Origin of the sequence: Paenibacillus sp. ATY16 (genome assembly GCF_003399985.2) — a bacterium.
GTDB lineage: Bacteria > Bacillota > Bacilli > Paenibacillales > Paenibacillaceae > Pristimantibacillus > Pristimantibacillus glycanilyticus.
Genome location: NZ_NMOK02000015.1, coordinates 19606 through 45210, shown reverse-complemented (window position 1 = coordinate 45210; position 25605 = coordinate 19606). Strand labels below are relative to the sequence as shown.

Annotated in this window: 20 protein-coding genes and 1 pseudogene; 16 read left to right on the top strand and 5 right to left on the bottom strand. The window is 50.5% G+C overall.

Annotation, left to right across the window (positions count from 1 at the left end):
* Positions 1 to 74 precede the first annotated feature (74 nt).
* From CFI03_RS08620 to CFI03_RS08580, 9 genes are all read left to right on the top strand, one after another.
* Positions 75 to 3218 carry an alpha-mannosidase gene (locus tag CFI03_RS08620; RefSeq protein ID WP_248757020.1) on the top strand — a complete coding sequence of 1048 codons (3144 nt, stop codon included), beginning with the start codon at positions 75 to 77 and terminating at the stop codon, positions 3216 to 3218.
* A 74-nt stretch (positions 3219 to 3292) separates the two neighbouring features.
* Positions 3293 to 5431 (top strand): glycoside hydrolase family 3 C-terminal domain-containing protein, encoded by a 2139-nt coding sequence (locus CFI03_RS08615; RefSeq protein ID WP_248757019.1) that lies wholly within the window; start codon positions 3293 to 3295, stop codon positions 5429 to 5431.
* Between the two features lie 702 nt (positions 5432 to 6133).
* The gene (locus CFI03_RS08610) at positions 6134 to 7072 is read left to right on the top strand and encodes an ABC transporter permease (RefSeq protein ID WP_248757018.1); all 939 of its coding nucleotides are present in this window, start codon (positions 6134 to 6136) and stop codon (positions 7070 to 7072) included.
* Between the two features lie 19 nt (positions 7073 to 7091).
* A complete protein-coding gene (locus tag CFI03_RS08605) occupies positions 7092 to 7970 on the top strand; it encodes a carbohydrate ABC transporter permease (protein WP_248757017.1) in 879 nt (292 codons plus the stop codon).
* Positions 7971 to 8028: 58 nt separating this feature from the next.
* Positions 8029 to 9630, top strand: coding sequence for a DUF3502 domain-containing protein (locus tag CFI03_RS08600; protein ID WP_248757016.1), 1602 nt, complete (start codon positions 8029 to 8031; stop codon positions 9628 to 9630).
* Between the two features lie 70 nt (positions 9631 to 9700).
* The gene (locus tag CFI03_RS08595; RefSeq protein WP_248757015.1) at positions 9701 to 11626 is read left to right on the top strand and encodes a DUF5010 domain-containing protein; all 1926 of its coding nucleotides are present in this window, start codon (positions 9701 to 9703) and stop codon (positions 11624 to 11626) included.
* Between the two features lie 816 nt (positions 11627 to 12442).
* Entirely contained in the window at positions 12443 to 13735 is a 1293-nt protein-coding gene (locus tag CFI03_RS08590) for an ABC transporter substrate-binding protein (RefSeq protein ID WP_248757014.1), read from the top strand.
* Between the two features lie 73 nt (positions 13736 to 13808).
* Entirely contained in the window at positions 13809 to 14690 is an 882-nt protein-coding gene (locus tag CFI03_RS08585; protein ID WP_248757013.1) for a carbohydrate ABC transporter permease, read from the top strand.
* Positions 14691 to 14705: 15 nt separating this feature from the next.
* Complete coding sequence (locus CFI03_RS08580; RefSeq protein WP_248757012.1) at positions 14706 to 15530, top strand: carbohydrate ABC transporter permease; 825 nt, start codon at positions 14706 to 14708, stop codon at positions 15528 to 15530.
* A gap of 796 nt (positions 15531 to 16326) precedes the next feature.
* Here CFI03_RS08580 and CFI03_RS08575 read toward each other — a convergent pair.
* Positions 16327 to 16941 (bottom strand): helicase-related protein, encoded by a 615-nt coding sequence (locus CFI03_RS08575; protein WP_248757011.1) that lies wholly within the window; start codon positions 16939 to 16941, stop codon positions 16327 to 16329.
* A gap of 201 nt (positions 16942 to 17142) precedes the next feature.
* Here CFI03_RS08575 and CFI03_RS08570 point away from each other — a divergent pair, with 201 nt between their 5' ends.
* On the top strand, positions 17143 to 17346 hold the full coding sequence (locus tag CFI03_RS08570; RefSeq protein ID WP_248757010.1) for a DUF2935 domain-containing protein: 204 nt from the start codon (positions 17143 to 17145) through the stop codon (positions 17344 to 17346).
* Between the two features lie 375 nt (positions 17347 to 17721).
* Here CFI03_RS08570 and CFI03_RS31420 read toward each other — a convergent pair whose 3' ends face one another.
* A complete protein-coding gene (locus tag CFI03_RS31420; protein WP_481857663.1) occupies positions 17722 to 17919 on the bottom strand; it encodes a Ger(x)C family spore germination C-terminal domain-containing protein in 198 nt (65 codons plus the stop codon).
* Between CFI03_RS31420 and CFI03_RS08565 the strand changes: the two are divergent.
* Positions 17917 to 18327: pseudogene (locus tag CFI03_RS08565) on the top strand (substrate-binding domain-containing protein); the annotation flags it as partial. The gene CFI03_RS31420 and the pseudogene CFI03_RS08565 overlap by 3 nt on opposite strands.
* A gap of 35 nt (positions 18328 to 18362) precedes the next feature.
* Here CFI03_RS08565 and CFI03_RS08560 read toward each other — a convergent pair.
* From CFI03_RS08560 to CFI03_RS08550, 3 genes are read right to left on the bottom strand one after another with little or no spacing between them, the layout of a single operon-like run.
* Positions 18363 to 19007 carry a peroxiredoxin-like family protein gene (locus CFI03_RS08560; RefSeq protein WP_248757009.1) on the bottom strand — a complete coding sequence of 215 codons (645 nt, stop codon included), beginning with the start codon at positions 19005 to 19007 and terminating at the stop codon, positions 18363 to 18365.
* A gap of 19 nt (positions 19008 to 19026) precedes the next feature.
* The gene (locus CFI03_RS08555) at positions 19027 to 19719 is read right to left on the bottom strand and encodes a cytochrome c biogenesis CcdA family protein (RefSeq protein WP_248757008.1); all 693 of its coding nucleotides are present in this window, start codon (positions 19717 to 19719) and stop codon (positions 19027 to 19029) included.
* Positions 19720 to 19744: 25 nt separating this feature from the next.
* A complete protein-coding gene (locus tag CFI03_RS08550; protein WP_248757007.1) occupies positions 19745 to 19999 on the bottom strand; it encodes a thioredoxin family protein in 255 nt (84 codons plus the stop codon).
* A gap of 193 nt (positions 20000 to 20192) precedes the next feature.
* Here CFI03_RS08550 and CFI03_RS08545 point away from each other — a divergent pair, with 193 nt between their 5' ends.
* From CFI03_RS08545 to CFI03_RS08525, 5 genes are all read left to right on the top strand, one after another.
* Complete coding sequence (locus tag CFI03_RS08545; RefSeq protein ID WP_248757006.1) at positions 20193 to 20900, top strand: response regulator transcription factor; 708 nt, start codon at positions 20193 to 20195, stop codon at positions 20898 to 20900.
* Positions 20897 to 21931 carry a sensor histidine kinase gene (locus tag CFI03_RS08540; protein WP_248757005.1) on the top strand — a complete coding sequence of 345 codons (1035 nt, stop codon included), beginning with the start codon at positions 20897 to 20899 and terminating at the stop codon, positions 21929 to 21931. The genes CFI03_RS08545 and CFI03_RS08540 overlap by 4 nt, the downstream gene beginning before the upstream one ends.
* A 303-nt stretch (positions 21932 to 22234) precedes the next feature.
* A complete protein-coding gene (locus tag CFI03_RS08535; RefSeq protein WP_248757004.1) occupies positions 22235 to 23650 on the top strand; it encodes a family 43 glycosylhydrolase in 1416 nt (471 codons plus the stop codon).
* Between the two features lie 179 nt (positions 23651 to 23829).
* Positions 23830 to 24585 carry an IclR family transcriptional regulator gene (locus CFI03_RS08530; RefSeq protein ID WP_248757003.1) on the top strand — a complete coding sequence of 252 codons (756 nt, stop codon included), beginning with the start codon at positions 23830 to 23832 and terminating at the stop codon, positions 24583 to 24585.
* 97 nt (positions 24586 to 24682) lie between these two features.
* On the top strand, positions 24683 to 25591 hold the full coding sequence (locus CFI03_RS08525; RefSeq protein ID WP_248757002.1) for a fumarylacetoacetate hydrolase family protein: 909 nt from the start codon (positions 24683 to 24685) through the stop codon (positions 25589 to 25591).
* Positions 25592 to 25605: the final 14 nt, after the last annotated feature.

The window sequence follows — 25605 nt, the reverse complement described above, 5'->3', positions numbered from 1 at the left end:
ATAGCACTTTATAGTGACTAAGAAGAGGTCTGCCAGGAAGGCGGGCTTCTCCTTGTTGAGAAAGGAAGAATAAGATGATCAACAGTAAACAGATAGAACGAACAATGCAAAAGGTGAAGCGGCTTGGCGAGATTTACGGCGATTTTTTGTATGAGCAGGTGGATACGGCGGAGATGGCCTATTGGGAAACAATGGAGCATCTGTACGCCGTTCCGGAGGACGCGCCTTGGCGGCCTGCGCAGCTGGGGATGAGGTGGGGACAGCCCGGCGGATCCATCTGGTTCAAAGGAACGTACCGGATACCGGAGCATCTGCATGACAAAAAGCTGTATATCGTAGCCAAAACGGATGCTCACGAAACGATGTTGTGGGTAAATGGAGAGCCACGAGGCATTTATAACGTCAAGCGCAATGCCGGACAGCTTGGGTTTCACTCGGCGCTGGCCATGACTGGCCAAGCGGTGGCGGGGGAGACTTATGAGCTGGCTTTTGAAGGATATGCCGGCAAGCCGATCGTTGGCACACAGCCGTACCATAGCTATGAAACCGACGATACGTTTGCAAGTCCGTACAATCGCGAATTCGATGGTATCCACATCGCCGTCCGGCGTGAGGAAGTTAACACGTTTATATACGATCTGAAGACGCTTGTTCAAATCGCGGCCGCTCCAAGTACGGATCCGTTCCGCAAAGGGCAAATCGTTAACGGCTTGATGGACGTGTTTGAGACTGTCGTTCAAAAGCCGGAGGCTGTGGAAGAGTCAGCGTGGCGAGCGGGACTTGCCGCCGCTAGCCGGCGGATGCAACCGCTGCTGGCGCAAACAAACGGTGATTCCGCGCCGTCTGCCGGCATTATCGGGCACTCTCATATGGACACGGCCTGGCTGTGGACGCGCGACGAAGTGATCCGCAAATGTGCAAGAACGTATGCCAACGCGCTGAACCTGATGGAGCAGTATCCAGAATACCTGTTTATCCAAAGCTCGCCATTCCACGCAGAACTGATGCGCCGGCATTATCCTTCTATCTTCAAAGGCATCCAAGCGCGGGTGACGGAAGGCCGTTGGGAGCCCACGGGCGGTTCGTGGATTGAACCGGACTGCAACTTGACGTCCGGTGAATCGCTGGTCCGCCAGTTTCTTAAGGGGCAGCGGTATACTCGGAAGCACTTTGGCTATACGGCGGATACATTTTGGCTGCCAGATACGTTTGGCTACAGCGCGGCCATTCCGCAAATTTTAAAGGGTGTGGGCATTACGTCGTTTCTGACGACAAAGCTAAGCTGGAACGATATGAATCGTTTTCCATACGATTCGTTTATATGGAAAGGGCTCGACGGTACGCCGATGCTGACGCATTTTAACCACATCCACTGCTGGCCGGATGCGGAGACGATCATCGGCCGGGTATATGGCGCGGAGGGCGACCAGAACAATATTCAGCATAAGCAGGTGAATGACCGCCGGTTGATCTCGTACGGCTACGGAGACGGCGGGGGCGGCCCGCATGACGGGATGCTGGAGGCGGCAAGGCGGCTGGAAGACGTGGAAGGCGTGCCGAAGACGTCTCATACGACTGTCAGCGCCTTTATGGAAAGCTTACGTCAAACGTCGCGGCTTCCGGTGTACGCCGGAGAGCTGTATTTCGAAGGGCATCGCGGTACGCTGACGCAAATGGCGCAAATCAAGCGTAATAACCGCAAAGCGGAAATCGCGATTCATGATCTGGAATTGCTGGCCGTTCTTATGGCGGCTCAAGGCGGTACCCTAGATATTGTGGCGGAAAAAGCGGAGCTCGAGGAGCTGCTGCTAATCAATCAGTTTCATGACATTTTGCCAGGTACGTCCATTCCGGAAGTGCATGACCGGGCGATCCGTGAGGTTGGCGGTATCATCGAGCGGGCGGAAGAGTTGTCCCGCGAGCTGATGGGCAGTGCCGGGCAAGACGGCGATGCCGCAACGTTCTGGAATACGCTGAGCTGGGAGCGGAGTGGACAAGTCGTCATGGACGCCCGAGAGGACGGGCGCGTACCATCGGGACCGTCTATCGCAACCCAAAGCTATATCGATCTGAATGGTCGGGAGAAGCTGGCGGTTGGCGGCGTTACGGTTCCGGCGCTTGGCTATGTGTCGGTACCGCTTGAAAACGGGGAAGGCGAACGGGCCGAAAGCCCGTTCCGTTATGACGGCAGGACGCTGCAAACGCCTTTTGCCTCTGTTACGTTTGACGACAACGGCTACATGGCTTCCTTTGTTGATGTGCCAAGCGGACGCGAGCTCGTAGGGAAAGGCCATCCTCTTAATGCTCTGCTGATGGGCGAAGATGTACCGCTTGCCTGGGACAATTGGGACATTGACCAGGACATCAAGCTGAAGCTGGCGCTCCAGACGGATCTCGTATCGCGCGAGGTGGCCGCGGATGGCCCGCTGCATTTCAGGCTGCGCAGCGAGTATCGGATCGGCAGCCGTTCGGTACTGAAGCAGGATATTGTGTTTTATGCTGATAACCCCCGGGTAGACTTCGAAACCGTCATCGATTGGAAGGATCGGTACCAGCTGCTAAAGGTTGGTTTCGATGTGCAGGTATTAAGTAGTCAGGCTAGGCACGAAGTGCAGTTTGGCCATGTAGAGCGGCCGACCCACCGCAACACGGTGTACGACCAGGCTATGTTTGAGGTTTGCAACCATAAGTGGACGGACTTGTCTGAAAACCGGTTCGGTATCGCCGTGCTGAACGATTGCAAATACGGCGTTTCTGTCGAAGAATCGGATATCCGGCTTACCTTGCATAAAGGCGGCTGTCATCCGGATCCGCGTGGCGACGAAGGCATCCATGAGGTAACGTACTCCTTCTTGCCGCATCAAGGTGGATTCCAGGCTGAAACAGTCATTCGTCCAGCTTATGAACTGAACATGCCGGTGAAGCCAGCGGGAGGCGCAAGCCTTGAAAATAGCGGCTCGTTGCTGTATATCGATGCACCAAATATCATCGTGGAAGCGGTCAAACCGGCCGAGGAGGACGATGCCTATGTCATTCGGATGTACGAAGCGGAGCGTTCGGCAGCTTCAACGAAGATTGCATTTGGCTGGAAACCGAAAAAAGTAGCGATAACGAACCTGCTGGAAGAGGAGCTGGAAGAGCTGGCGGTGAATGAAGCGGGGGAAATCAACCTATTCTTCCGCGCATTCGAAATTGTGACGTTGAAAGTCTATTTTTAGGCGGAAATCCGATGTTAACTGTCCGATTAACTTGACTCGTGAAGGTAAATTTCTATGAGAGGAGTTATTGACATATGAGCACCTATTGGAATCCGGACATGCCGCTCGAAGACCGTGTCCGGGACTTGGTATCGAGGATGACACCGGAGGAAAAGCTTTCTCAACTTTTGCACGATGCGCCGGCAATCGAAAGGCTAGGCGTGCCTGCGTACAATTGGTGGAACGAGGCGCTGCACGGTGTAGCCAGGGCAGGGACAGCTACTGTTTTCCCGCAGGCGATTGGCCTTGCAGCGACCTTTGATCCTGAGTCGCTGCGGCGAATCGCAAGCGTTATCTCAGATGAGGCTCGGGCGAAGCATCATGAATCCGTCCGTCAGGGAGACCGCGGTATTTACAAAGGACTTACGATGTGGTCTCCAAACGTGAATATTTTCCGGGATCCAAGGTGGGGGAGAGGGCATGAAACTTATGGCGAAGATCCGTTCCTCACCGCAACACTTGGCGTCGCCTTCATTAACGGTTTGCAGGGGAATGATCCGAACTACTTGAAGGTCGCTGCCTGCGCCAAGCATTTCGCTGTGCACAGCGGACCGGAACGGAATCGCGAGTCATTCGATTCCATCGCATCCATAAAGGACATGTTCGAGACCTACTTGCCAGCCTTCCGTGCATGCGTTACCGATGGGCAAGTGGAAGCCATCATGTCCGCGTACAACCGGTTAAACGGCGAACCTTGCTCTACTAACGAATGGCTTCTGGGACAACTGCTTCGGGAAGAGTGGGGCTTTGATGGCCATGTCGTCTCGGACTGCGGCGCGATTTATTTCATCAGCGAATTTCATCAAACGGCGGAAAACGAAGCGGAGGCTGCTGCAAAGGCTGTTGCCGCTGGCTGCGAGTTGCATTGTGCAGGCACCTACCGCTATATGCTGCAAGCTTACGAAGAAGGGAAATTCCCGGAAGACGTATTGACGAGGGCAGCCGAGCGTGTGCTCCGCACCCGTTTCCGACTAGGCATGTTTGATCCAGAGGAACGGGTACCCTATGCCTCGATCCCTTATGAGATCGTCGATTGTCTTGAACATCAGCAATTATCTCGCCAAGCGGCAAGAGAAAGTATCGTCTTGCTGAAAAACGACAACAACCTGCTTCCGCTGCCGAAGACGCTCCGCTCGATTGCCGTCATCGGTCCAAATGCGGCTGACCGTGATACGCTGCTCGGCAACTATCACGGCACTCCGTCCCGCCCAGTCACTATACTTGACGGCATCCGGCAGGCCGTGTCGCCGGAGACGAGAGTCTATTACGCCAAAGGCTGCGAGCTGTTGAACAACCAAGGCAACAGTATGATTACGGCGCTGGACCGCTTTTATTATGCGGAGGCGCTATCGGCTGCTCATCGTTCAGATGTTGTAGTGCTTTGTCTTGGTCTATCCGCGCGGATTGAAGGGGAGAACGGAGATGCTAACAACTCGGACGCCGCGGGCGACCGCGTGTTTTTGGAGCTGCCAAGCGTTCAGCAGGAGTTGATGGAACAAATCCATGCATTAGGCAAACCAATTGTCTTGGTGCTGCAGAATGGAAGCGCACTCGCTATCAATTGGGCACAGGAGCACATTCCTGGCATTATCGAAGCTTGGTACCCGGGTGGTCAAGGAGGAGAAGGTGTCGCAGATATCCTGTTCGGCGATTACAGCCCTTCCGGTCGTTTACCCGTCACGTTTCCGGCAACGCTCGACGATCTTCCGCCGTTTGAGGACTATGCCATGACGAATCGGACCTATCGTTATTCGCAGGCGAAGCCACTGTATCCGTTCGGCTACGGCTTAAGCTATACGATTTTCACCTATAGTGCCCTTTCGATAGCCGGCAATCCTTTGGAAGGCTTGCAAATAACCGCTACCGTCACCAACACCGGTACGGTTGCCGGTTCCGAAGTGGCACAGCTCTACGTGGAGGATGTTGAAGCCTCCATTCAGATTCCGAGATGGCAGCTCAAAGGAATCCGTAAAGTCGCGATTCAACCCCATGAATCGGCTGTCATCACCTTCGAGCTGAAGCCGTCCGATCTTGCTCTTGTTAACGAGGAGGGAGCTGAGGTCATTGAGCCGGGGTTATTCCGCTTCTACGTAGGCGGCTCTCAGCCCGACGCGCGGAGCGAGGAACTGACGGGAACGAAGGTGTTATTCGGATCTTTCCGGATCGAATTCTGAGCATAGAAAAGCGACTGTCTTAAGATAATGCCAGTATCTATTCCTTGGAGTACAGGAAATAGAAGGCTGCGGGAGATGGAAAGGTCGAAGGGTTAATACGACAAACTATAATAAGCAATTGAAGCTTTGGAAATAAGATAATAAAAAAACGAGGTAATTACCTCGTTTTTTTATTGCCAGAATACCATGCAAGATCCGCCAGTTCCTTTTCTCAACATGTTTACGATTGGAATATAGGAGTCGATCAGCTTATTGCCAGTCGACTCTCTATACATTCTGGGAGAAATTCCGAGTGTAAACATTAGAGGCGCAATTCATAAGGTTGACGAGTAGAATACTTCTTTACGAGATCGGTACTTGATCAGCTTTATTGCTGTTTTCTAGATGTCCGATATAGTTCCTTCTACGCCAGTTAAGGTCGAGATATTTGAGCGAAAAGGCGATAGATGGCGGTTTCAACCTTAGTTATTAGGCGAAGTAACAAAGTAGTAAATCCTTGAGACGCAGTTCAGCGTCCAGTCGAATTTTTTTTCTTCTTATGGAGCGTTTTTCATTACTCAGATGTGAAATGCTGACTGCAATTAACGCATTTTAGTCAATTATCTGAGTGATAATCAGATTTCGAACTAGTTTTTGAAGTTTGAAATGGTCCACTATAGGAGACGTAAGCCAAGCACAAATGTGAGGGAGGGAGGAAGCGAAATGCAGCAGGTCGCAGCTAGGCGGCCACGCCGAAGGCTTCGATCCGGTCAAAGCGTGCTTTATTGGATGGCGCTGCCGGGGATGTTGTTTTTTCTGATTTTCAATTATTTGCCTATGCTCGGAGTCATTATCGCTTTCAAGAATTATAACTTCAGGGACGGGATTTTCGGAAGTCCTTGGTCAGGGTTCGCGAACTTTGAATTTTTCTTCACTTCGCCGGATCTGTTCCGAGTCACTTATAACACCTTATTCCTGAATGTATTGTTTATCGGAAGCGGGACGATTGCGTCCGTAGGTACAGCCATTCTGCTTAATGAAATCCGAAGCAAAGTGAGCGGGCGAATCTTTCAGACCTTTATTTTCTTTCCTTATTTTATTTCGTGGATTGTTGTCTCGCTCTTCCTCGGTACGTTCCTCGCAACGGACAGAGGAATTATCGACAATCTGCTTGTTCATTTCGGCTTCGATAGGGTCGATTTCATGAACAGCCCCGGGTTATGGCCGGCAATTCTGGTGCTGGTCTATCTGTGGAAGTCAACGGGCTACGGAGTTGTTGTCTATCTGGCAGCGATAACCGGCATTAATCCGGAGTACTATGAGGCCGCTAGAATTGACGGGGCAAACAGGTTTCAGCAAATTACCCGCATCCTGCTGCCGCAGCTGAGACCAACCATTCTAGTCATGCTGATCCTGGCTGTCGGCCGGATCTTCTATGGAGATTTTGGTATGATCTATGCGCTTGTTGGGGACAACGGACAGCTGTATTCCACAACGGACGTTATTGATACGTACGTATTCCGTTCGATGAGAACACTTGGTGACATGGGGATGACATCGGCTGTTGGTCTCTATCAGTCGCTGATGGGATTAATAATGATCGTCGCTGCAAACTGGGTGTCCAGGAAAATGAACGACGAGAATAAAGGGGTTCTTTATTAATTAAGGAAGGAGCAGCTTCATGGTTGAACACAAAACATTCGGCTTCCGGTTATTTAACGTATTCAATTATTTGTTTTTCAGCATACTTGGATTGGTCTGTTTAATTCCTTTCCTGATCGTGTTAGGAAGCTCGTTTGAATCCGAGAACTACCTGAAGGCAAATGGATTCGCTCTTATACCGAAGCATTTCACGCTATTTGCATACGAAACCGTCTTTCAGCTGAATACCGTTATGCAATCTTTTCTAGTCAGTATTACCGTAACTGTCCTAGGTACGCTGCTCGCTTTATTGGTAACGAGTATGCTCGCCTATCCTCTCTCCCAGCGGGAAATGCGGTTCCGTGGTGCAATCCTGGGTTTCGTGCTGCTGACCATGCTGTTCAGCGGCGGTCTCGTGCCCTGGTATATTCTGATCACCAAATATTTGCATCTGAAAGACACATTGTGGGTATTAATCGTGCCTTATCTTGTGAACCCGTTTAATATGTTCGTACTCAAAAGCTTCTTCGAGACGATCCCTAAGGAAATCGTAGAATCCGCGAGAATTGACGGGTCCGGTCACCTGCGAACGTTTATGAGCATTATTATCCCGCTATCAACTCCAGGACTTGCGACAATTGGCTTATTCTATGCGCTGAACTATTGGAATGACTGGTGGCTGTCGCTTAACTTTATTGAATCCGACAAGCTTGTTCCCGTGCAGCTGTTGCTGAAGAAGATGATTTCCAATTTGACTTATATTTCGAGCCAGGTCGATACCTCCAAATTCATTCAGGTACCGGCCAACGGCGTGCAGATGGCGACAACGATTATATCAATCGGCCCTATTATACTGGTATATCCGTATATTCAGCGTTATTTCGTTAAGGGGCTTACGATTGGAAGCATTAAAGGTTGAATCTAGCTATTCACCGATTCCTGGTATAGCATATAAAACAAAGGGAGGTTTTACTAAGATGAGCAAAAGACTCTCCAGGCTTACGATGCTCGCTGCGGCGATCACGCTCATCGCATCCGGCTGCTCGAGCAATAGCGGCAATAACGGGAACGGGTCCGTGACGAACACAGACCAAGCAAGTCCAAGCAATAATGCAAGCGCTTCACCTGCAGCGACAGAAGATGCAGTCAAGAAGCAGGATCAGGTCAGCTTGAAGCTGATTCTGCCTGGTGATAAGCCGCAGCGCTACGATGAAGTTATGAAGGTCCTTAACGAGAAGCTGACTGACAAGATCCAGGCGACTTTAAGCATCCAGTACATTCCATGGGACAGCTACAAGGATCAAATTTTGGTGAAGCTAGCCGCTGGTGAAGAATTTGATTTCTTCTACGACGGCTGGTGGCAGAACTATGCTCAAGTGCTGAGCAAGAACGGCGCCTTGGATATTACCGATCTCTTCGAGAAGTATGCGCCGGATCTGTACAGCGGCCTTACGGCAGATTATATCAATACGAACAAATATAACGGCAAGGTCTATGGTATTCCGGTTCCTGGCCCGCTTGAATATCCGCAGGTCTATACGTACCGTGCCGATCTGGCGGAGAAATACGGTTATACGGCAGACAGCTTCAAGACACTCGACGATATTACCGCTTTCACCAAGAAAGTAATGGGAGCGGATAAAACTAGAATAGGCGGCCGGTTTAACGGGGAATACACGGGCAGCTATCAGTCGATCGCATTCCTTGGCACGCAAAGAGAATTTATCCCGAGCAACGATTATAATTCGCCGGGTATGCTGCTGAACAACGAGCCTGTCGTAATCAATCAATTTGAAAGCCAGCAATACAAGGATTATTTGAAATGGGCCAAAATGAACTGGGATGAAGGCCTCGTCGATCGAGATTCTCTCTTTAGCAAGTCCACCGTTACGACGGATGCCAATACCGATGTCAGCACAATTGGCGGTATCGGCAATGCGCCGGAAGGCTGGCTTGGCGACCGCACAGAAGCACTGTCGAAGATTGAGGCAGGTGCTCGCGTTGATGCCGTATTTATGGAGAAAGGAACGAAGATGGTCAGCTCGTTCAAGGCAGGCAACTTCACCGTGCTCTCCCCAAGCTCTAAAAACCCTGAGAGGGTGCTGCAATTCCTGAATCTGATTTACTCGGACAAAGATATTCGCGATACCTATCTCTATGGCATTGAGGGCACGGACTTCATCGCTGTTGGAGATGATCAATACAAATATCCGGATGGACTGGACGCTACCAAGACCTTTAACAACCAATGGTGGATGGTAACTCCATGGAAGAATACAAGACTCTCTGCGAATGCTACCGAGACAGACAAACAATCTATCGCTTATATTACAGATCCGAACAACTTCGTGAAATCGGTTATTGCCGGGTTCGAGTTTAATCCGGATGCTGTGAAATCCGAGATTTCCAAAGTATCAGCCGTTGTTGCCGAGTACCGCAAAATACTGGAGAGCGGTTCCGGAACACAGGCGCAGCAGGATGCGAAATATAATGAGTTCCTCTCTAAGCTGAAAAAAGCAGGCGTTGACAACATCATTAAAGAGAAGCAGCGTCAGATCGATGAATTTCTTAAAAAGTAACGATTTGCCGGGGAGCCGCGCTAACCGTACGGCTCCCGACCAATAAACTATTGATGGAGGTTAGAAAAAAATGAATATAAGTAGAAGGATGCTGCTGTCAGCGATTGCATTCTTATTGGCTATGCCGTTTTTCACCTATTCCCCGTCTAAAGCGAACGCTTCATCCGTTGTAATTAGCGAAACAATCGCATTCAAAGCGCTGTCGAACGATATGATCGTCACCGCCGAAAATGCAGGCAAAGATCCTATGCTTGCGAATCGCAGCGCCGTTGGCGTCTGGGAGCAATTTATTGTCCGTGATGCAGGCGATGGCTTGTACGCTCTTCAGGCGAATGCGAACAATAAGTTTGTTTCCCTACAAGCTAATAATCAGCTGATCCCGACAGCTGAAACGATTGGAGCTAACGAGAAATTTCAAATTATAGATGCCGGCGGCGATAATGTATACCTCAAATCTACTGCAAACGGCCGCTACGTCAGTGCTGATGTGTCATCGTCTGTTCCGTTAATTGTAAATAAGACGGAAGCAGGGCAAGCGGAAACCTTTAAACGCGTTATCGTGTCGAGTCCGCAATATGAGGGCCCGCATTACCTAGGCGTCACCTTCGGATTCTCAGATACGACGCTGCATGGCGGTAACTATGTCAATCAGGGTAATCCCATTTATAACCTTCCTTTATTTAAAGCTAGTGCTGATGAGTCCAAGTTTTGGGACAATTACGTAGAAGAGCTGCTCTCCGCTGGCGTAGATTTCGTAGCTCCAACCATCCGCGGCTATCTCGATCCTCCAATGAGTGCGAACAGCGGCGGTGACACGAGAAAATTAAGCGGCCTGGTAGAAGCAATCAAGCGCAGAGGCGCAGCTGATCAATTAAAAATCAGTGCGCTCGATGATACGCCTGCTTCCATGACCGATAAGAAAAATGCGTTCAAACACGGAACCGGCGGTTATGATCCGGCATTCGACGTTGGTGATGCCGACGGTACAGGGGAGGGCGGCTACCAATATATTTGGGATCACAATCTGCGGGCATTTTTCCAAGCAGTGCCGGATGAGATGAGATTCAAAATTGACGGAAGACCGGTTATTTATGAATGGGGTATCGGGGATTTCGCGTTTACGAACCAGGAAAACGGCAACCTGAAAAAGATGGTTGAATATGTCCGCCAGCAGGCACAAGCCGAGTTTGGCATTAATCCCTATTTGATCGTCGATCAATCCTGGCTGACTGAAGATCCGTCCGTCGCGGACGTCGTTGACGGTGTTGATGGCTGGTTCGGGGTACCAGGAGGCAAATCGGTTACTTATTTCAATGGTCACAACTTTGCTGTAGCCGTGCCTTCCTTCCGGTTCGTTGCAGGTTCAACCTACATGGAGATCGACCCGAATCATGGCCAAACGTTCAAAGAAAACCTGAAAGAAACAGTGCCGGGAAGTCTGGTTACTCTCGTAGAGGGCTTCAGCGACTGGGAAGAAAACGCAGCGATGTGGAGAGGCAGAGAAGGATCGTACGAGCAAACCCATTATGATTATCCAAACCAAATGATCAATATTTTGCGCAGCTATTCCCAAAATCCGTTCCCTGAGAATATGCGGGTGGAAGCAGAAAGCGCGGACAGCTACAGTGACACAACAACCGGCAACAGCTACGGGCTGTATAGAGACGGAGATATGGATATCCAGTCGAACACTGATTCTGAAGGCGGCTGGAGCGTAGGAGATACTGCGCCAGGCGAGTGGCTGGAATGGAAGGAACTGCCGCTTCAAGGAACAGTTACGTTGAAGGTTCGTGCCGCTGCGAAGACGGGGAATGTACGGCTGCGGTTTGTCATTGATGGAGTGGCTGGTCCTACAATTAAAGTTCCAAACACCGGAGGCATGCAGTCGTATGAGACGGTAAACGCAGGGACATTCACGTTCCCAACTGGATCGTATCATACCGTTCGCCTCGAGATCTTGAAAGGTAGCGTCAATATCAATTACTGGTCAAACTAGGCATTTAGAAGCTTTACTGCATGGATATAATCCCAATTGCCTCTTCACTCTTATAATCGAAGTTATAGTTAGTTGAACTGTTCAAAAACATATTTAGATTCCAATTTTACAGCAGCCAACCGGCTGCTGTTTTTTTGAAAATTATCTGCTTATCGTGTGAATAATAAAAGTTCGAAAAAACAGACTAGTTCTGTTGTTGTTGGACTGTTATTTTTTGCAGGATACACCAATATTGGTCCAGTTACAAATCGGTATTTATTTTACTACTGAACAGGGCGATTGAGTAACATGGAGGTGGTACGGCATTGATTCTGGTCCAATTGCCGTCCAACTCTGACGGCTTATTTCATCTGCGACAGCCTCGTGATCCGCTCGTAAAAGCGCCAGTGGCTTGAACAGAAGGAACCGCCCCATTTTTGGAGGGCGATTTTAATTTTGACATTGACACGAAAAGAGAGGATCATTTATATTATTTATGCGAACGTTCGCATAAGTTAAAACAATAATTGTAAGCGCTACTAATCTTATTAATTATGTTAACGTTATTCCATGGGAGGGGAAACCGATGGGTAATACGAAAATCCGTGTGGCCGTGCTAAGCCTGTACAGTCACTATTACACATGTGCAGCAACTACAAGCGGGAAGTGACCGGCATCATTGCTTGCTTGCGTGAGGACCGTACGTTCCGCGCAAACTTCCGCGACAGGCTTCATGTGGCGGAAGCCGGATACCAGTCGGCCCGGGAGAGAAGATGGGTCTCGTTCGGAGAAGGGAGAAAGGAACAATCTCGCAAACTAAAGGGGAGGTTTTTGTAAATGAAAACAAAAAAGCTCCGTTTGGCCTTGATTCTGGCATCTGTCGCCGCGTTTCTGTCCGCTTGCGGCTCGAACAGTAACGGCGCGGACTCATCTTCTTCCGCCTCCGGCAGCAACGGTGGAAAAGTAACGCTGACGATCTCCCGCTGGGCGGGGCCGCACGCTGACGACCAGAAGGAGATGCTGAAGCAGTTCGAGCAAGAGACCGGCATCACCGTCAAGATGGACGATGTTGACTATGCGCAGCTTCAGCAGAAGCAGACGCTTAACCTGTCAAACAAAACCGGCGAGTACGACCTGGTCTGGGCGCAAGAGATTTGGATTCCCGAATACGTCAAGAATGGCTACTTGCTGCCGATCGACGCTTATGTCAAGGATGACAGCCTCAACCCTAAGGATTTTGACTTCGCCGATTACAATCCGAATCTGATCAAGATTGTGACGGCAGACGGCAAGCTGTACGGCCTTCCGACTTTCATCCAGCTTCCGATCATGGTCTACAACAAGGACATATTGCAGGAGGAAGGACTCACGCCGCCGAAGACGTGGGATGAGACGCTAGCGGTCGCGAAACACTTTCACGACAAGGGCACCGGCATCGCTCTGCCCAGCAAACAAGGACAGGCGGCAGTGGATGTTTTCACTTCGCTCATCCGCTCCAACGGCGGCGACTATTTCGGCGCCGATGGCAAGCTGGACCTCTCCGGCCAAGCCAGCATGGAGGCGGCCAACTTTTGGAAGGACTTGAACGCCGTCGCGATGAACGGAAGCGCGACCTGGCACTATGACGAAGTGACCAAAGCGGTTCAGTCCGGGCAGGCGCCGATCGGCTTGACAATCTCTGGGCAGATCGGTTCCCTCGAAGACCAGGCCAATTCGTCCGTGGCCGGCAAGATCGGTTACGCCCCGCTACCGTACAGCAAGCAGCCGTTCGGAACGCTCTCGGTCTGGAACTGGTGCGTGGCGGCGGACAGCAAGCATCCCAAGGAAGCCTACGAATTGGCGGCTTGGCTAACAAGCAAGGAGACGGAGAAGGCGATGAGCCTCAAAGACGGACAGATGCCCGGCCGGCAATCGCTGTTCAGCGATCCGGAGCTGTCGGCGAAATATCCGTTCTTCCCGGCAGTCGGGGAAGCGATGAAGCAGGCCGATACGCAGCCGCTCATCGCGGACGCTCCGAAGCTGATGGACCAGCTGGCCACCGCGTTGTCGGCGATAGCCGTGGGTAACACGGACCCGCAAGCGGCGCTCGCTCAAGTCCAGCAGGATATGGCCTCCGCATCCATCCAGTAGTTTTCATGCCGGCGCAGACGACCACGGAAGTGCGCGGCGTTTACACCGGCCGACATCAGAAGGGAGGTTAGCCATGGCCGCCAAATCTAAATCTTCTTATCTTGCGGGGTTTCTCGTGCTGCCGGCGGCGGCGGTCGTCGCCCTGGCCATGATCGTACCGCTCGGTTATGCCGTTGTCATGAGTCTGTTCGATTTCTCTCCCGGGAAGGAAACGGCCGGCGTCTTTGTCGGCTTGCATTATTACGGGGCTTTCTTCCAGGATCACGTCGCGCTGAAGTCGCTGCTCGTCACACTGATTTTCACGGTGGCGGCGCTTGGATTGGAACTTGCCATCGGCATCGGCATGGCCGTCGTGCTTGCCGGTCTGCCGGATCGGCTGTCCCGGATCCTCCGGGCCATCTACTCGATGCCGCTTCTAGTCTCGCCGATCATCGTCGGTCTAATCTGGCGCTATCTGTACGATCCGACGTTCGGACTCGTCTATCAATGGCTCAAAGCGTTCGGCTTGGAGCACTTTGGCGGGCTGTCTAGGCCGGGCACGGCGCTCTTCTGTATCACCGTCGCCGACGTATGGCAGACGACGCCGTTCATCCTGCTGGTCATCACTTCCGGTCTGACAACGGTTCCTCACGAGGTGTACGAAGCGGCGCGAATCGACGGCGCTGGCTTCTGGCGGACGCTCTTCCGCATCACGCTGCCGATGATCGGCAAAGTCATCCTGCTCGTTACGCTGATCCGCGGGACGGATGCATTCCGGGTGTTCGACATCATCTATGCGCTTACGGGTGGCGGACCGGCGAACTCGACGCTGTCACTCAGCATTTACGCGTTCAAGCAAGGCTTCGAGCAGTATCAGATGGGCTACGCGATGGCTATCTCGCTCATCACCATGCTGGTGCTGATTCTGCTGTTCGCGCCACTTGTGAAACGTTCTTCGTACTTGGAACAAAGCTAGAGAGGGGGGCCGCCGATGTTGCGCAGAAGCGCCCGCAACGGCTTCAAAGGTATCTTGCTTTTGGCGTTCGCCTTATGGACGATCATCCCGATCTGGATGGTCGTGATGACGTCCTTCAAGACGCAGAAGGACACCTTCACGGTGCCGGTAAAATGGTTCTTCCATCCGACGCTCGACAACTATTCGAAAGCGTTCTCAAACGGCGATTTCGGTCGCTACTTCGGAAACAGCGCGCTTGTGGCGCTGATCTCGTCCGCGCTGGCCGTCGGCCTCGGCACGTTGTGCGCTTACGGCCTCACCTCGTTCGGTATGAAGCGTTCGGGCGTGCTGATGAACTTCTTCATGCTCGGAAAGCTCGTTCCGGCCGTAACGATGCTGCTACCGATGTTCGTGCTCATCAACGAGGTCGGCCTGCTCGGCAGCTACGTGGGACCAGTTCTCGCCCACACGGCGGTAAATCTGCCGTTCGTCGTCTGGCTGGCGATTAGCTTCTTGAAGGATGTGCCGAGAGAGCTGGAGCAGTCCGCGCTGATCGACGGCTGCACGAAGATGCAGGCGTTCCGCAAAATCATTTTTCCGATCATCCTGCCGGGCGTGACGGCCGCCGCGATTCTGTCGATGCAGTATTCGTGGAACGAGCTCGTGTTCTCACTGCAACTCACGAATATTGACACGTACACGCTTCCAGTCGGCATCTCGAGGTTCGTCGGCTCAGTCTCGGTCGATTGGGGCAAAAGTAGCGCGGCGGCGACGGTGACGATGATGCCGATAATCGTTGTCGGGTTCTTCATCCAGAAGTATTTGGCGGAGGGCACGACAGGAGGAGCGGTCAAAGGATAAAGAAAAGGTTAAGGAGGTCTTCGCATGTTCGGTACGCAGTATTATCGTCCCCCGTTCCCTGGCTCGCCGATTGGGATCGCGAGAGTGGTCGACTTCCAGTTTCTCGTGTTACGTTAGTTGGGCACAACAATATGGCAGCTGATCCAGATGATCAGTTGCCACGCTGATAACGTCAAAACAGCTAAAAAATCAAATCAACCTCTTAAAAAAGAGGTGTTTGAACGTATTGACGACATAAATGAAACTACGATGTATGCAGTGAATATTAACCAAACATGTAACGGATTTTATTTGAGGGATAACGAAAATCGGGGTCAGCACAGCCATTTGATGTTTCCGAAGTAACTAACTCCGAGGAGTCAATCACAACAATCGAGGAGCAGTTTGCCGCCGCGGCAGCTGCTCTTTTTTTCCTTAAGCGAATGGGCAGGATAACGTTATAAAACTATAAATTTTTGCATCTTTATGAAAGAGATGTTTTTTATTGATTTATGTGATGGAGGGGAACCAATGGTAATGACCGGCTCTGGAGAGGAGCAACGCCGTTATCCGGAAATGTTCCCCGCTATGTGCGAGATTCCTATCGAAGCGGGGAGCGAGCTCACGATAACGATTGAGGGGAACGAAAAAATATGGATGTTGGGTATAGGAAGATGAAATATTTCTGGAACTAGTGCGGAGGAAACCGAATCGCAGTAAATCAATATGCTAACGGGAGAACGTTAGTTAGACCGTGAAAAAGCTGCCAGCGCTGATCGACAGCTTTATTCTGATAATGGGCTGATTAAAGATTAATCTATGGGGTCCGACATTCCTGGTATTCGAACTCGTCGATTTTGCCCGATGTTAAGAGATAATAGATGGTTGCTTCTTTATGGTATGAAGTTTGTCTCGATATGCGGTTGTTGCGTTGTTGAAGATCAGAGTAGCGGGCCGGATAATCATAATGCACAAGATGATTTGCGGCCGTAATGTCGAGACCGGCGTTGACAGCATCCGTAATAAGCAGAACGGTAGATTCCGGTAATTTATTAAATCTGTCTATTAGCTCATTGACCTCATGGATGGAGAGCTGTTTCGTCATAATAAAAACGCCTTTGATGTCCTCGTCCGCAGAAAGCTCGTCTAATAACAGAGCGGTAACGGCATTCGATTTGGAGATGACAACCGCCTTTTCCCTTTTGTCACTTACATCTCGGATGATGGACTTCAGCATGCTAATTTTTTGCGGATTCCGGTTGCACATAAGCGCCATTTGCTCTTTAATCGCCATGAGCTGTTTTTTTTCAAAAATGGAGGAGGCCCGGCTGTCTCGCTCGGAGGCCGTAAAGTAATTATTCAATAGTTTCAAGTATTCGGTTTCATATTCGGGCTCCAAGGATACGACGATCTGTTTTTCAGTAATGTTCATGATATCAGTCATCCTTCCTTTTTCTTATTCTTTAAATAATAACAATTTAACTTATGATAAGGTTCTCTCGACGAAACGGCAAGCTTCATAAAATGGAATTTTACAAATGCTACGGCAAGAAATTGCCTCCAACGGCCGGACAAACGTAACTATTTCATAGCTTTTACTTAAAATCGGCAGCGTACCCGGGAGGAATGAGCGATGAATCAAGCATGCGAGCCTATCAGCCCTTGGGAGGAACACCTTTTTTGGCTGGAAATTCTGGACGATCACTCGATTTTTGTCCGTGACTTTTTGTCGCCTACGGAATCTCACTGGGTGGTATTGGCTCAACAATACAGCGAACGATTCCGTTATTTGCGGGCTGCTGGCGAAGATACCAAGCCGAAATCTCCCGATCCATGACCCGGCGATGATTGAGTTCGCCCATGTTGTCTATCCTGTTGCGGAAGGATACTATCGATTGGAAGGTACGCTGCAGAACTTGCGGTTAACAAACAGAGTCAATTTAAATGCCACGCATACTTAAGTATCGCAAACCGTTGCCGAGTTCTACTCGTTTGTCGTGCAGATTATCGAGCAATTCGCCAATACGGAGCTATTAAGCCGGACAACGCAGCGTTTCCTGGAACACCATCTGCCTGAGACCTGATATTTTTTGCGTAAATTGAGCTGTTTTAATCCCGAAATCTTCACGATCCCACACTGTTCGCTAGCGAAGCCGACCTTATATAAGACTTAAATCGATTCCCGAAACTCATTTTACCGCGCCTGTGCTTATCAACTTGATATGTGTTGTAATCTCGATGTCCGCTTGGGCAAACGCATCTCCCAGTTGTTTTCGACCTTCTTCCATTGAGACAATTGGTAAGTTTTTACATAATAGCCGAATCCAATTGGATCGACGTGGTAACGTTTAATTTTGTTGATAAGCTTTTCACACTCCTGTTGAAGCTGCTTTGAGACTTCCTGTTCCACCCGCTCGCAAAGCAAGCTGTGCTAAAGCTGGAGGATTTCTACGGGCAAGTGTTCCTCACCAATGAGAAGGGTTGTCCCTATCGAACGATGTTTGACCGGTCATTTGAGAAAGAGGGCATGGATAGCATTACGTATTTAGAATTTCAAAGTGCTGAGGCCATTAAACAATGTGCCATTTCGGGAATCGGTATTGCCTTTCTTCCGGAAATCGTAACGGAAGCCGAGGTTGAACGCGGCGAGCTAGTTCCCCTTGCGTGGCAAATTCCCGGCTTGCGCGTATATACACAGATGTTGTGGCATAAAGACAAGTGGCTTTCGCCAATCGTGTTATCTTTTATAGAAGCAGCAAGGGAAGTACTAGCCGTACAAAATGAAAATGTTCTGCCGGAAAACGTCCAAAGGAATTAATTTCCCCTTTTTGCCTATCTCGGGAACGCTGGTAGTTACAGCTTGCGTAATTCGCTTAATATATCCTCGGGCTCAAACCGCTTCATGAAGTCCGGGTTAACGTATGCCGAACGGATGAAGCCACTCTCGTTAATCATGAATGTCGAGGGCACTGGTAAAATCCAACGGCTCGTTGCGTTGTATTCAGCCAGATTGAGACCTAAGCCTTGCTGAAATATGTCCTGTACGTAGAAGGGCACGTCGTATAGGATACGATACCTCGCCGCAACCAAACCGTTCCGGTCGCTTAGAACATGGAAACGCAGCTCTTCCTTTTCTATTTGGGACAGTGTGGCATCTGGGCTTTGCGGACTGATTGCGATCAGTTGAGCGCCAAGCTTTTCGATCTCGGGCAGCACTTGCTGATAAGACTTGAGCTGTCTGCTGCAGTAAGGGCACCAGCCTCCACGGTAAAAGGTTAAAACGACAGGGCCTTTGGCCAGCTCATCGTATAAATGGACTGCCCGACCGAGTGCATCCTGCAGGGTGAAATCCTTAGCCTTCTGTCCAACAGGAAGACCAAACGGATCTGGCGATTCCTGTTGCTCCCGGATTAGCCGCGACAGAGCGGCCTGCGCTTCCATTGGCGTATGAGGGTCAAACGTCTTCTTCATCTGCGCTAGTTCTTCATTTAAGGTCATTGTCATTCTCCTTTTATTTTTATATTTTCATAAACCCAATAACCAGAAAAACGATGCCAATCGCGATGGAGAGGTAACCGGCAACTTTTCTTACAGGACCGCCCCATCTTGCTAATTTGCTTAGAATGGAAATAGAAAAGACTGCGACAGCCACGAGTATCACGCCTTTCCCTAACGAATAAGTCGTCATGAGCAGCGCTCCGTGCAGCGGACTCCCCTGAAGCGCGATATAACTAATCAGCGCAAAAAAGATGGGAATCGCGCAAGGCGAGATAACAAGCCCGTAAGGAATCCCTAGCTTGAAAGCGGCCAAATGGTTTTGCGGATGCTGTGGCCGGTTCAGCTTTTGAAAAGCAGGCATTGCGAATGAAATGACGCCAAGCAGCTGCAGCCCGGCGATTATGTCAAAGAGGGGCGGAACCCAGGTTAGCAAACGATATTTTTCAACAGCGGGCAGGAACTGGTGGCCGAGCAGTGCGATGATCAAACCAAACAATACCGAAGTGACAACCATACCCAAGATAAAGCTGACAGCGATCCGGACGGCTTTTCTTCTCTCTCCGGAAGCTCCTTTCTGTACATAACTTGCAAACATAGCAAGCACGGGCAAATAACAGGCCAATACCGCGCTTACGATTCCGACGATAAACACGAGAATGTAGGTAGAGGCGGAAATTCCGCCTGTAATCGTAAAATGATATAATTCTTCCATTTGTTTCTCCTTTTATCCAGTGGATTTATTGATGAAGTAATTCATACACGCGTTCACGAAGCTTAGGCAGTGAGGGCAAAGTGGCAAATTCCGCTCTCCCATTGATAAGGATCGCTCCGGCACTGAAAATGCTCAGTTCCTGGAGACGTTCAAACTGATCAACCACATGCAATTCCTGAATCTCGATTTGCGGAAACTCGTCCGCGACTTGCTTCACTGCCTTCATCGCTTTTTGACAAATGGAACACCCCGGTCCAGCTGTTACAACCTCGATTAACAATAGATCTCCTCCTTCTTTTCCTTTTTCATAAAAATCCGCCATGCAAAAGGAAGATTTGTTTTGATTATAATGATCGCGCTGTTAAATCCTTGTTAAGTCACTGAAGCTTCAAAAGAGCGCCGGATTTTCCTCGTTTCGCCGAAAAATGTGTGATATCCTATTTTCATTGTCATGGAAGGAAGGGGTGGATGATATGCGAATCCTCATTGTCGAAGATGAGGAGGATCTTTCACGCGCATTAGCCAAGGGTTTAAGGCGGGAAGGTTATGCGGTGGATATCGCCGTTGACGGGCTAACGGGGTGGGAGCTCGCGGATACGAACGATTATGACGTCATTCTCCTGGACATCAATCTTCCGGAGCTGGATGGGATTTCGCTTTGTCAACGAATTCGCCAGTCCTCGCAGTATAACGATGTTTTTATTCTCATGCTTACAGCCCGCAACCATCCGGATGAGGTGGAGGAAGGGCTTGATTCGGGTGCGGATGATTACCTCCGCAAACCGTTTATGTTCAATGAATTGCTTGCCCGCATCCGGGCGCTTCTTCGCCGGAGCATGTCCGTGAAAAGCTCCGTCCTGCGGTTCGAGAGGCTTACTCTTGATTCAAAGACAAAGGAAGTCTGGCTGGATAATGTGCTTATCCCGTTAACGAAAAAAGAATTTGGTTTGCTCGAATATCTGATGCTCCATCCAGGCGAGGTCATTTCGTCGGAGAAGCTTCTTGAGCATGTTTGGGATATCTTCGCGGATCCTCTTTCTTCAACGGTCAGGGTTCACATTAATTTCTTGCGAAAAAAGCTCTCGACCCATGATCCGGAGGCAGGAGAACGATATATTCAGACTGTTCAAGGTTATGGGTATAAATGGGCTCAGAGCCTTGAAAAAGAGGAAACGACATGAAACCATGGAACCGGCTTTCACTGCGTGCAAGATTGACGTTGTTCGCTATTCTATTTTTGGGAATTTTGATCACTCTATATGTGGGGATAGATACTTTATTATCCGTTTACAAGTTTATTCCGGAGATGCAGGGGCGACTCCTAAGCTTGCTTGTCGTATTGGCAGGCATGGTTCTCAGCGCGCAATGGCTCGCGGTGATTATCCTGAAGCCTGTCAAGAGAATGAGTGAAACCGCGGCCGGAATAACGGCAGCTACCCTGCACCAACGGCTGGAGATTGACCAGCTTCACGATGAATTGAAGAAGCTAGGGATTGTATTTAATACGATGCTGGATGGGCTGGAACATTCTTTCACTCAACAAGCTCGCTTCGTTTCCGCGGCTGCGCATGAATTAAGAACGCCCCTTTCCATCCTTCGAACGAATCTGGAAGTGGCCGGAGACGGTGACAGCATTGATTCAAGCGAATGGAGAGATTATAGGGCGACAACAGAACGGACGCTTGCGCGCCTGGAATCCTTAACGGAGGATTTATTGCTGTTGGCTGACGGTACTTACGACCGGGAAAATAACATGCACAAGGTTGCGGAGCTTGCGGACATTCTTGCGGACGCAGCTTCTTTCATGAAACCGATGGCAGACAAATACGGGGTGACGCTTCATTTGGCGGAGCCCTGCGATGCCCTTGTTAAGGGGGAAGAAAGCTTCTTATTCCTGGTCTTTCGCAATCTGATCGACAATGCGATACGGTATAATCGGCCAAATGGGAACGTGACGCTGCAGGTATCGCAGGAAGAGGGACGGATTGTGGTTCGGGTTTCGGACACGGGAAAGGGGATACCCCTTTCATCAAAGGAACTGGTGTTCGAGCGTTTTTACCGGCTTGACTCCTCACGGGCACGTCGTCATGGCGGCGCTGGGTTAGGCCTGTCAATCGTTCGCCATTTGCTGGCAATCTCCCAGGGTACCATTGAGCTCGAGTCGAGTTCCGAATCGGGCAGCGTGTTTAAGGTTACCTTGGTCCGGGGTTAAGATGCGGACAAGATACTTACCGACAATTTTTTGGTCATGAGCAGGGACGAAAACCTCCATTCGGGCACGAGCATTCGTGTAGGAACGGAGGTTTTTGGTTGTAGAGACATTTTTTAATCAAGAATATGTACAGGTGCCTGGGAATGGAAACGATTTCGCACACTTTGTTTACCAATTAAACAAAGTGTGCTACGATAGAAAGGGAGATTAAAGCGCTTTCTTAAAAAGACAATGAAGATCAGCATTGAAGATTCAAACCAGCCTTGTAAAGCAGTCACTATTATCAATGAGGAGATCCGAAAAATGAAAAAGCAAGGTTTAAATCCCTATCTTCCTTCATGGGAATACATTCCCGACGGGGAGCCGCATGTCTATCATGATCGTGTGTATGTCTACGGTTCGCATGACCGCTTCAATGGGCATGTCTTCTGTTTGAACGACTATGTCTGCTGGTCGGCACCAGTAGATGACTTGGCCGACTGGCGGTATGAGGGCGTTATTTATCGGATAACGGACGATCCTCTCAATCCGGATGGCCGGATGTGTCTCTACGCGCCAGACGTTACGCAGGGTTCCGATGGCCGTTATTATTTGTACTACGTACTGGACAAGGTCTCGGTCGTGTCGGTCGCCGTTTGCGATACGCCGGCCGGCAAATTCGAGTTCTATGGTTACGTACAGTATCCCGACGGCACGCGTCTTGGCGAGCGGGAAGGCGACCAACCTCAATTCGACCCAGGCGTTTTGACGGAGGGCGACCGGACGTACCTGTACACCGGATTTTGCGCAATCGGCGACAAGTCCCGCATGGGGCCAATGGCAACGGTGCTCGGTCCCGATATGCTTACCATTCTGGAAGAGCCTGTTTTCATCGCCCCAAGCGAGCCTTACAGTCAGGGCAGCGGGTACGAAGGGCATGAGTTTTTCGAGGCGCCTTCCATTCGCAAAATAGGCGATACCTATTATTTCATCTATTCATCGGTCGTCATGCATGAACTGTGTTATGCTACGAGCCAGCATCCGATCCGGGGCTTTGTCTATCAAGGCGTCATTATCAGCAATAACGATCTCCATATCGATACCTACAAGCCTTCGGACAAACCGATGTATTACGGCGGTAACAACCATGGAGGTATCGTAGAGATACGAGGACAATGGTATATTTTCTATCACCGCCATACCAACGGTACGAGCTTTTCCAGGCAAGGCTGCATCGAGCCGATTGCATTCCGGGAGGACGGGACGATTCCTCAAGTCGAGATGACTTCTTGCGGGGCTAATGGGGGGCCGCTGATCGGCCGCGGGGAATACCCGGCCTATCTGGCCTGCAATCTATTCTGCCAGGACGAAGCGGTATACACGGGAACACATGGAGCCTGGATGGACGGCCGGTTCCCGAAGATTACCCAGGACGGTAAGGACGGAGACGAAGAAATCGGGTACGTTGCCAACATGCGGGATTCCGCGACGGCAGGGTTCAAATATTTCGACTGCCAGGGTATCCGTCAGGTTAAAATCAAGGTTCGCGGCTACTGCCGCGGTTATTTTGCCGTGAAGACGGCGTGGGACGGACCGGAGCTCGGCAGAATTTCAGTTGACTTTACGAACGTATGGACCGAATATTCGGCGGATATCGTTATACCTGATGGCAAGCAAGCCTTATATTTCACGTATGTGGGCATGGGTAACGCAAGCCTGGCTTCATTTACGTTAAATTAAAATAGCGAGCAAAAACGAAGGAGCATGCTGCGGCAGCTCCTTTTGTCATTTTCGACGATAGACCGGATAACGCTGTTAGGCTATTCAAACAAAGTAGTAGACAGCATCAAGAAAAAAAAGGTAAAATTGATATTGTAGAATAGAGTTCTATAATATAAAACTGAAAGAAGACCTAACTCATGCCGATTATCCAATCGCTCGATCGGGCGCTGTCCATTCTGGACCTGTTCGACGAGCGGAATAGAGAGCTGAAAATTACCGAGATCAGCGCACAAATGCAGCTTCACAAGAGCACCGTTCATTCGCTGCTCAAGACGCTTCAACTGCACCGGTATATCGAGCAGGACGCGGACTCGGGCAAATACCGGCTGGGCATGCGGCTGCTCGAGAAGGGACAGCTGCTGCTTCAGGGCTTCGATATCCGGGAGATTGCGCGTCCCCATCTGGAGCAGCTGTCGCAGGAGACGGGGCAAACTACGCATTTGGTCGTGCAAGACGGCTCGGAAGGGGTGTATATCGACAAGGTGGAAGGTGCGAAAGCAGCCATCCGATATTCCCGAATAGGCAAACGCGTCCCGCTGCACAGCAGTGCAGTCGGCAAAGTGCTTGCTGCCTATTTGCCAGTAATGGAACTGAACCGGATCCTTGCAGCGTATCACTACCAGATCCAGACACCGCATACGATTACGAACGAAGCCGATTTGCGCGCCGAGCTTGAGCGCATACGGGCAAATGGCGTCGGATTCGACCGTGAGGAGAATGAACCGGGAGTGCGATGCACGGCCGCGCCGGTGTACGACCACAGCGGTCATGTCTCCGCCGCCGTTAGCATCTCCACAATGGTGTCCGCTGTTAATGACGAGGAGTTCGCCGAGTTCTCCGCGCTGGTCGTACGGACGGCAGACAGCATCTCTAAAGGGCTTGGCCGATTATAAGTCCGTGTTCTCACGTACATGCCGTTTGGCATGTGCGGATGCTGCTCAAATATGAGAACATAGTTTTATAATATAAAACTGAAATGGAGTTGAGCGTATGCGTATCGTTCGTTACCGGGAAGCATCGTTTTCACGATTAGGCGCTTTGACGGAGGAAGGGTCCGTCTATCAGCTTGAAGCGTCGGACCTGATGGAGTTGGTGGCCGAGGCGCGAGCTAAAGGACTATCTCCGTCCGAGCATGTAACCGGCTTGATCGCTGGGAAGGCGCCTATTGCTTTCTCTCTCGAAGAGCTTGAACTGCTGACACCCGTCGACGCGCCGGAAGTATGGGCAGCCGGAGTCACTTATTTGCGCAGCAAGGAAGCTCGGAATTATGAGGCAACCGGGGGTAAGCTGGATGCCACTACGTTCTACGACAAGGTGTATGAGGCGGAGCGGCCGGAGTTGTTCCTGAAATCAACCTTTGCACGCACCGTTGGACCGGGACAGCGGGTATGTCTCCGCAGCGATTCGAATTGGCAGGTCCCTGAAGCCGAGCTGGGTCTCGTGCTTGACCGAGAAGGGACTATTATCGGTTATACGGCCGGCAACGACATGAGCTGCCGAGACATTGAAGGCGAGAATCCGCTGTACCTGCCGCAGGCCAAGGTATGGAGCCGTTCCTGCTCGATCGGGCCAGCCGTCCGTTTGGCTGAAACGGTTGCGGATCCGTATGCGCTGCAGATCATATGCCGGATTTACCGCAACGGCGAGAAGCTGGTCGACGAGCAGGCAAGCACGGGCATGCTGAAACGCAGGCTGGAGGAGTTGGTAACGTTCCTGAAGCGGGATAACGAGCTCTATGACGGAACAGTGCTTCTGACCGGCACCTGCTTGGTACCGCCTAATCAATTTACTCTTGATTCGAGAGACCGGATTGAGATTGAAATCGAAGGCATTGGCATCCTGGCCAATACGGCTGTCTATAAACATGAACTGACGCAGCCGTTCTATCAGACCAATTAAGAAAGGGTGAGTGT

Bases quoted from the DNA above. Each gene is read 5' to 3' on its own strand.
- CFI03_RS08620 (WP_248757020.1), top strand. From the start codon at position 75: ATGATCAACAGTAAACAGATAGAACGAACAATGCAAAAGGTGAAGCGG.
- CFI03_RS08615 (WP_248757019.1), top strand. From the start codon at position 3,293: ATGAGCACCTATTGGAATCCGGACATGCCGCTCGAAGACCGTGTCCGG.
- CFI03_RS08610 (WP_248757018.1), top strand. From the start codon at position 6,134: ATGCAGCAGGTCGCAGCTAGGCGGCCACGCCGAAGGCTTCGATCCGGT.
- CFI03_RS08605 (WP_248757017.1), top strand. From the start codon at position 7,092: ATGGTTGAACACAAAACATTCGGCTTCCGGTTATTTAACGTATTCAAT.
- CFI03_RS08600 (WP_248757016.1), top strand. From the start codon at position 8,029: ATGAGCAAAAGACTCTCCAGGCTTACGATGCTCGCTGCGGCGATCACG.
- CFI03_RS08595 (WP_248757015.1), top strand. From the start codon at position 9,701: ATGAATATAAGTAGAAGGATGCTGCTGTCAGCGATTGCATTCTTATTG.
- CFI03_RS08590 (WP_248757014.1), top strand. From the start codon at position 12,443: ATGAAAACAAAAAAGCTCCGTTTGGCCTTGATTCTGGCATCTGTCGCC.
- CFI03_RS08585 (WP_248757013.1), top strand. From the start codon at position 13,809: ATGGCCGCCAAATCTAAATCTTCTTATCTTGCGGGGTTTCTCGTGCTG.
- CFI03_RS08580 (WP_248757012.1), top strand. From the start codon at position 14,706: ATGTTGCGCAGAAGCGCCCGCAACGGCTTCAAAGGTATCTTGCTTTTG.
- CFI03_RS08575 (WP_248757011.1), bottom strand. From the start codon at position 16,941: ATGAACATTACTGAAAAACAGATCGTCGTATCCTTGGAGCCCGAATAT.
- CFI03_RS08570 (WP_248757010.1), top strand. From the start codon at position 17,143: ATGAATCAAGCATGCGAGCCTATCAGCCCTTGGGAGGAACACCTTTTT.
- CFI03_RS08560 (WP_248757009.1), bottom strand. From the start codon at position 19,007: ATGACCTTAAATGAAGAACTAGCGCAGATGAAGAAGACGTTTGACCCT.
- CFI03_RS08555 (WP_248757008.1), bottom strand. From the start codon at position 19,719: ATGGAAGAATTATATCATTTTACGATTACAGGCGGAATTTCCGCCTCT.
- CFI03_RS08545 (WP_248757006.1), top strand. From the start codon at position 20,193: ATGCGAATCCTCATTGTCGAAGATGAGGAGGATCTTTCACGCGCATTA.
- CFI03_RS08540 (WP_248757005.1), top strand. From the start codon at position 20,897: ATGAAACCATGGAACCGGCTTTCACTGCGTGCAAGATTGACGTTGTTC.
- CFI03_RS08535 (WP_248757004.1), top strand. From the start codon at position 22,235: ATGAAAAAGCAAGGTTTAAATCCCTATCTTCCTTCATGGGAATACATT.
- CFI03_RS08530 (WP_248757003.1), top strand. From the start codon at position 23,830: ATGCCGATTATCCAATCGCTCGATCGGGCGCTGTCCATTCTGGACCTG.
- CFI03_RS08525 (WP_248757002.1), top strand. From the start codon at position 24,683: ATGCGTATCGTTCGTTACCGGGAAGCATCGTTTTCACGATTAGGCGCT.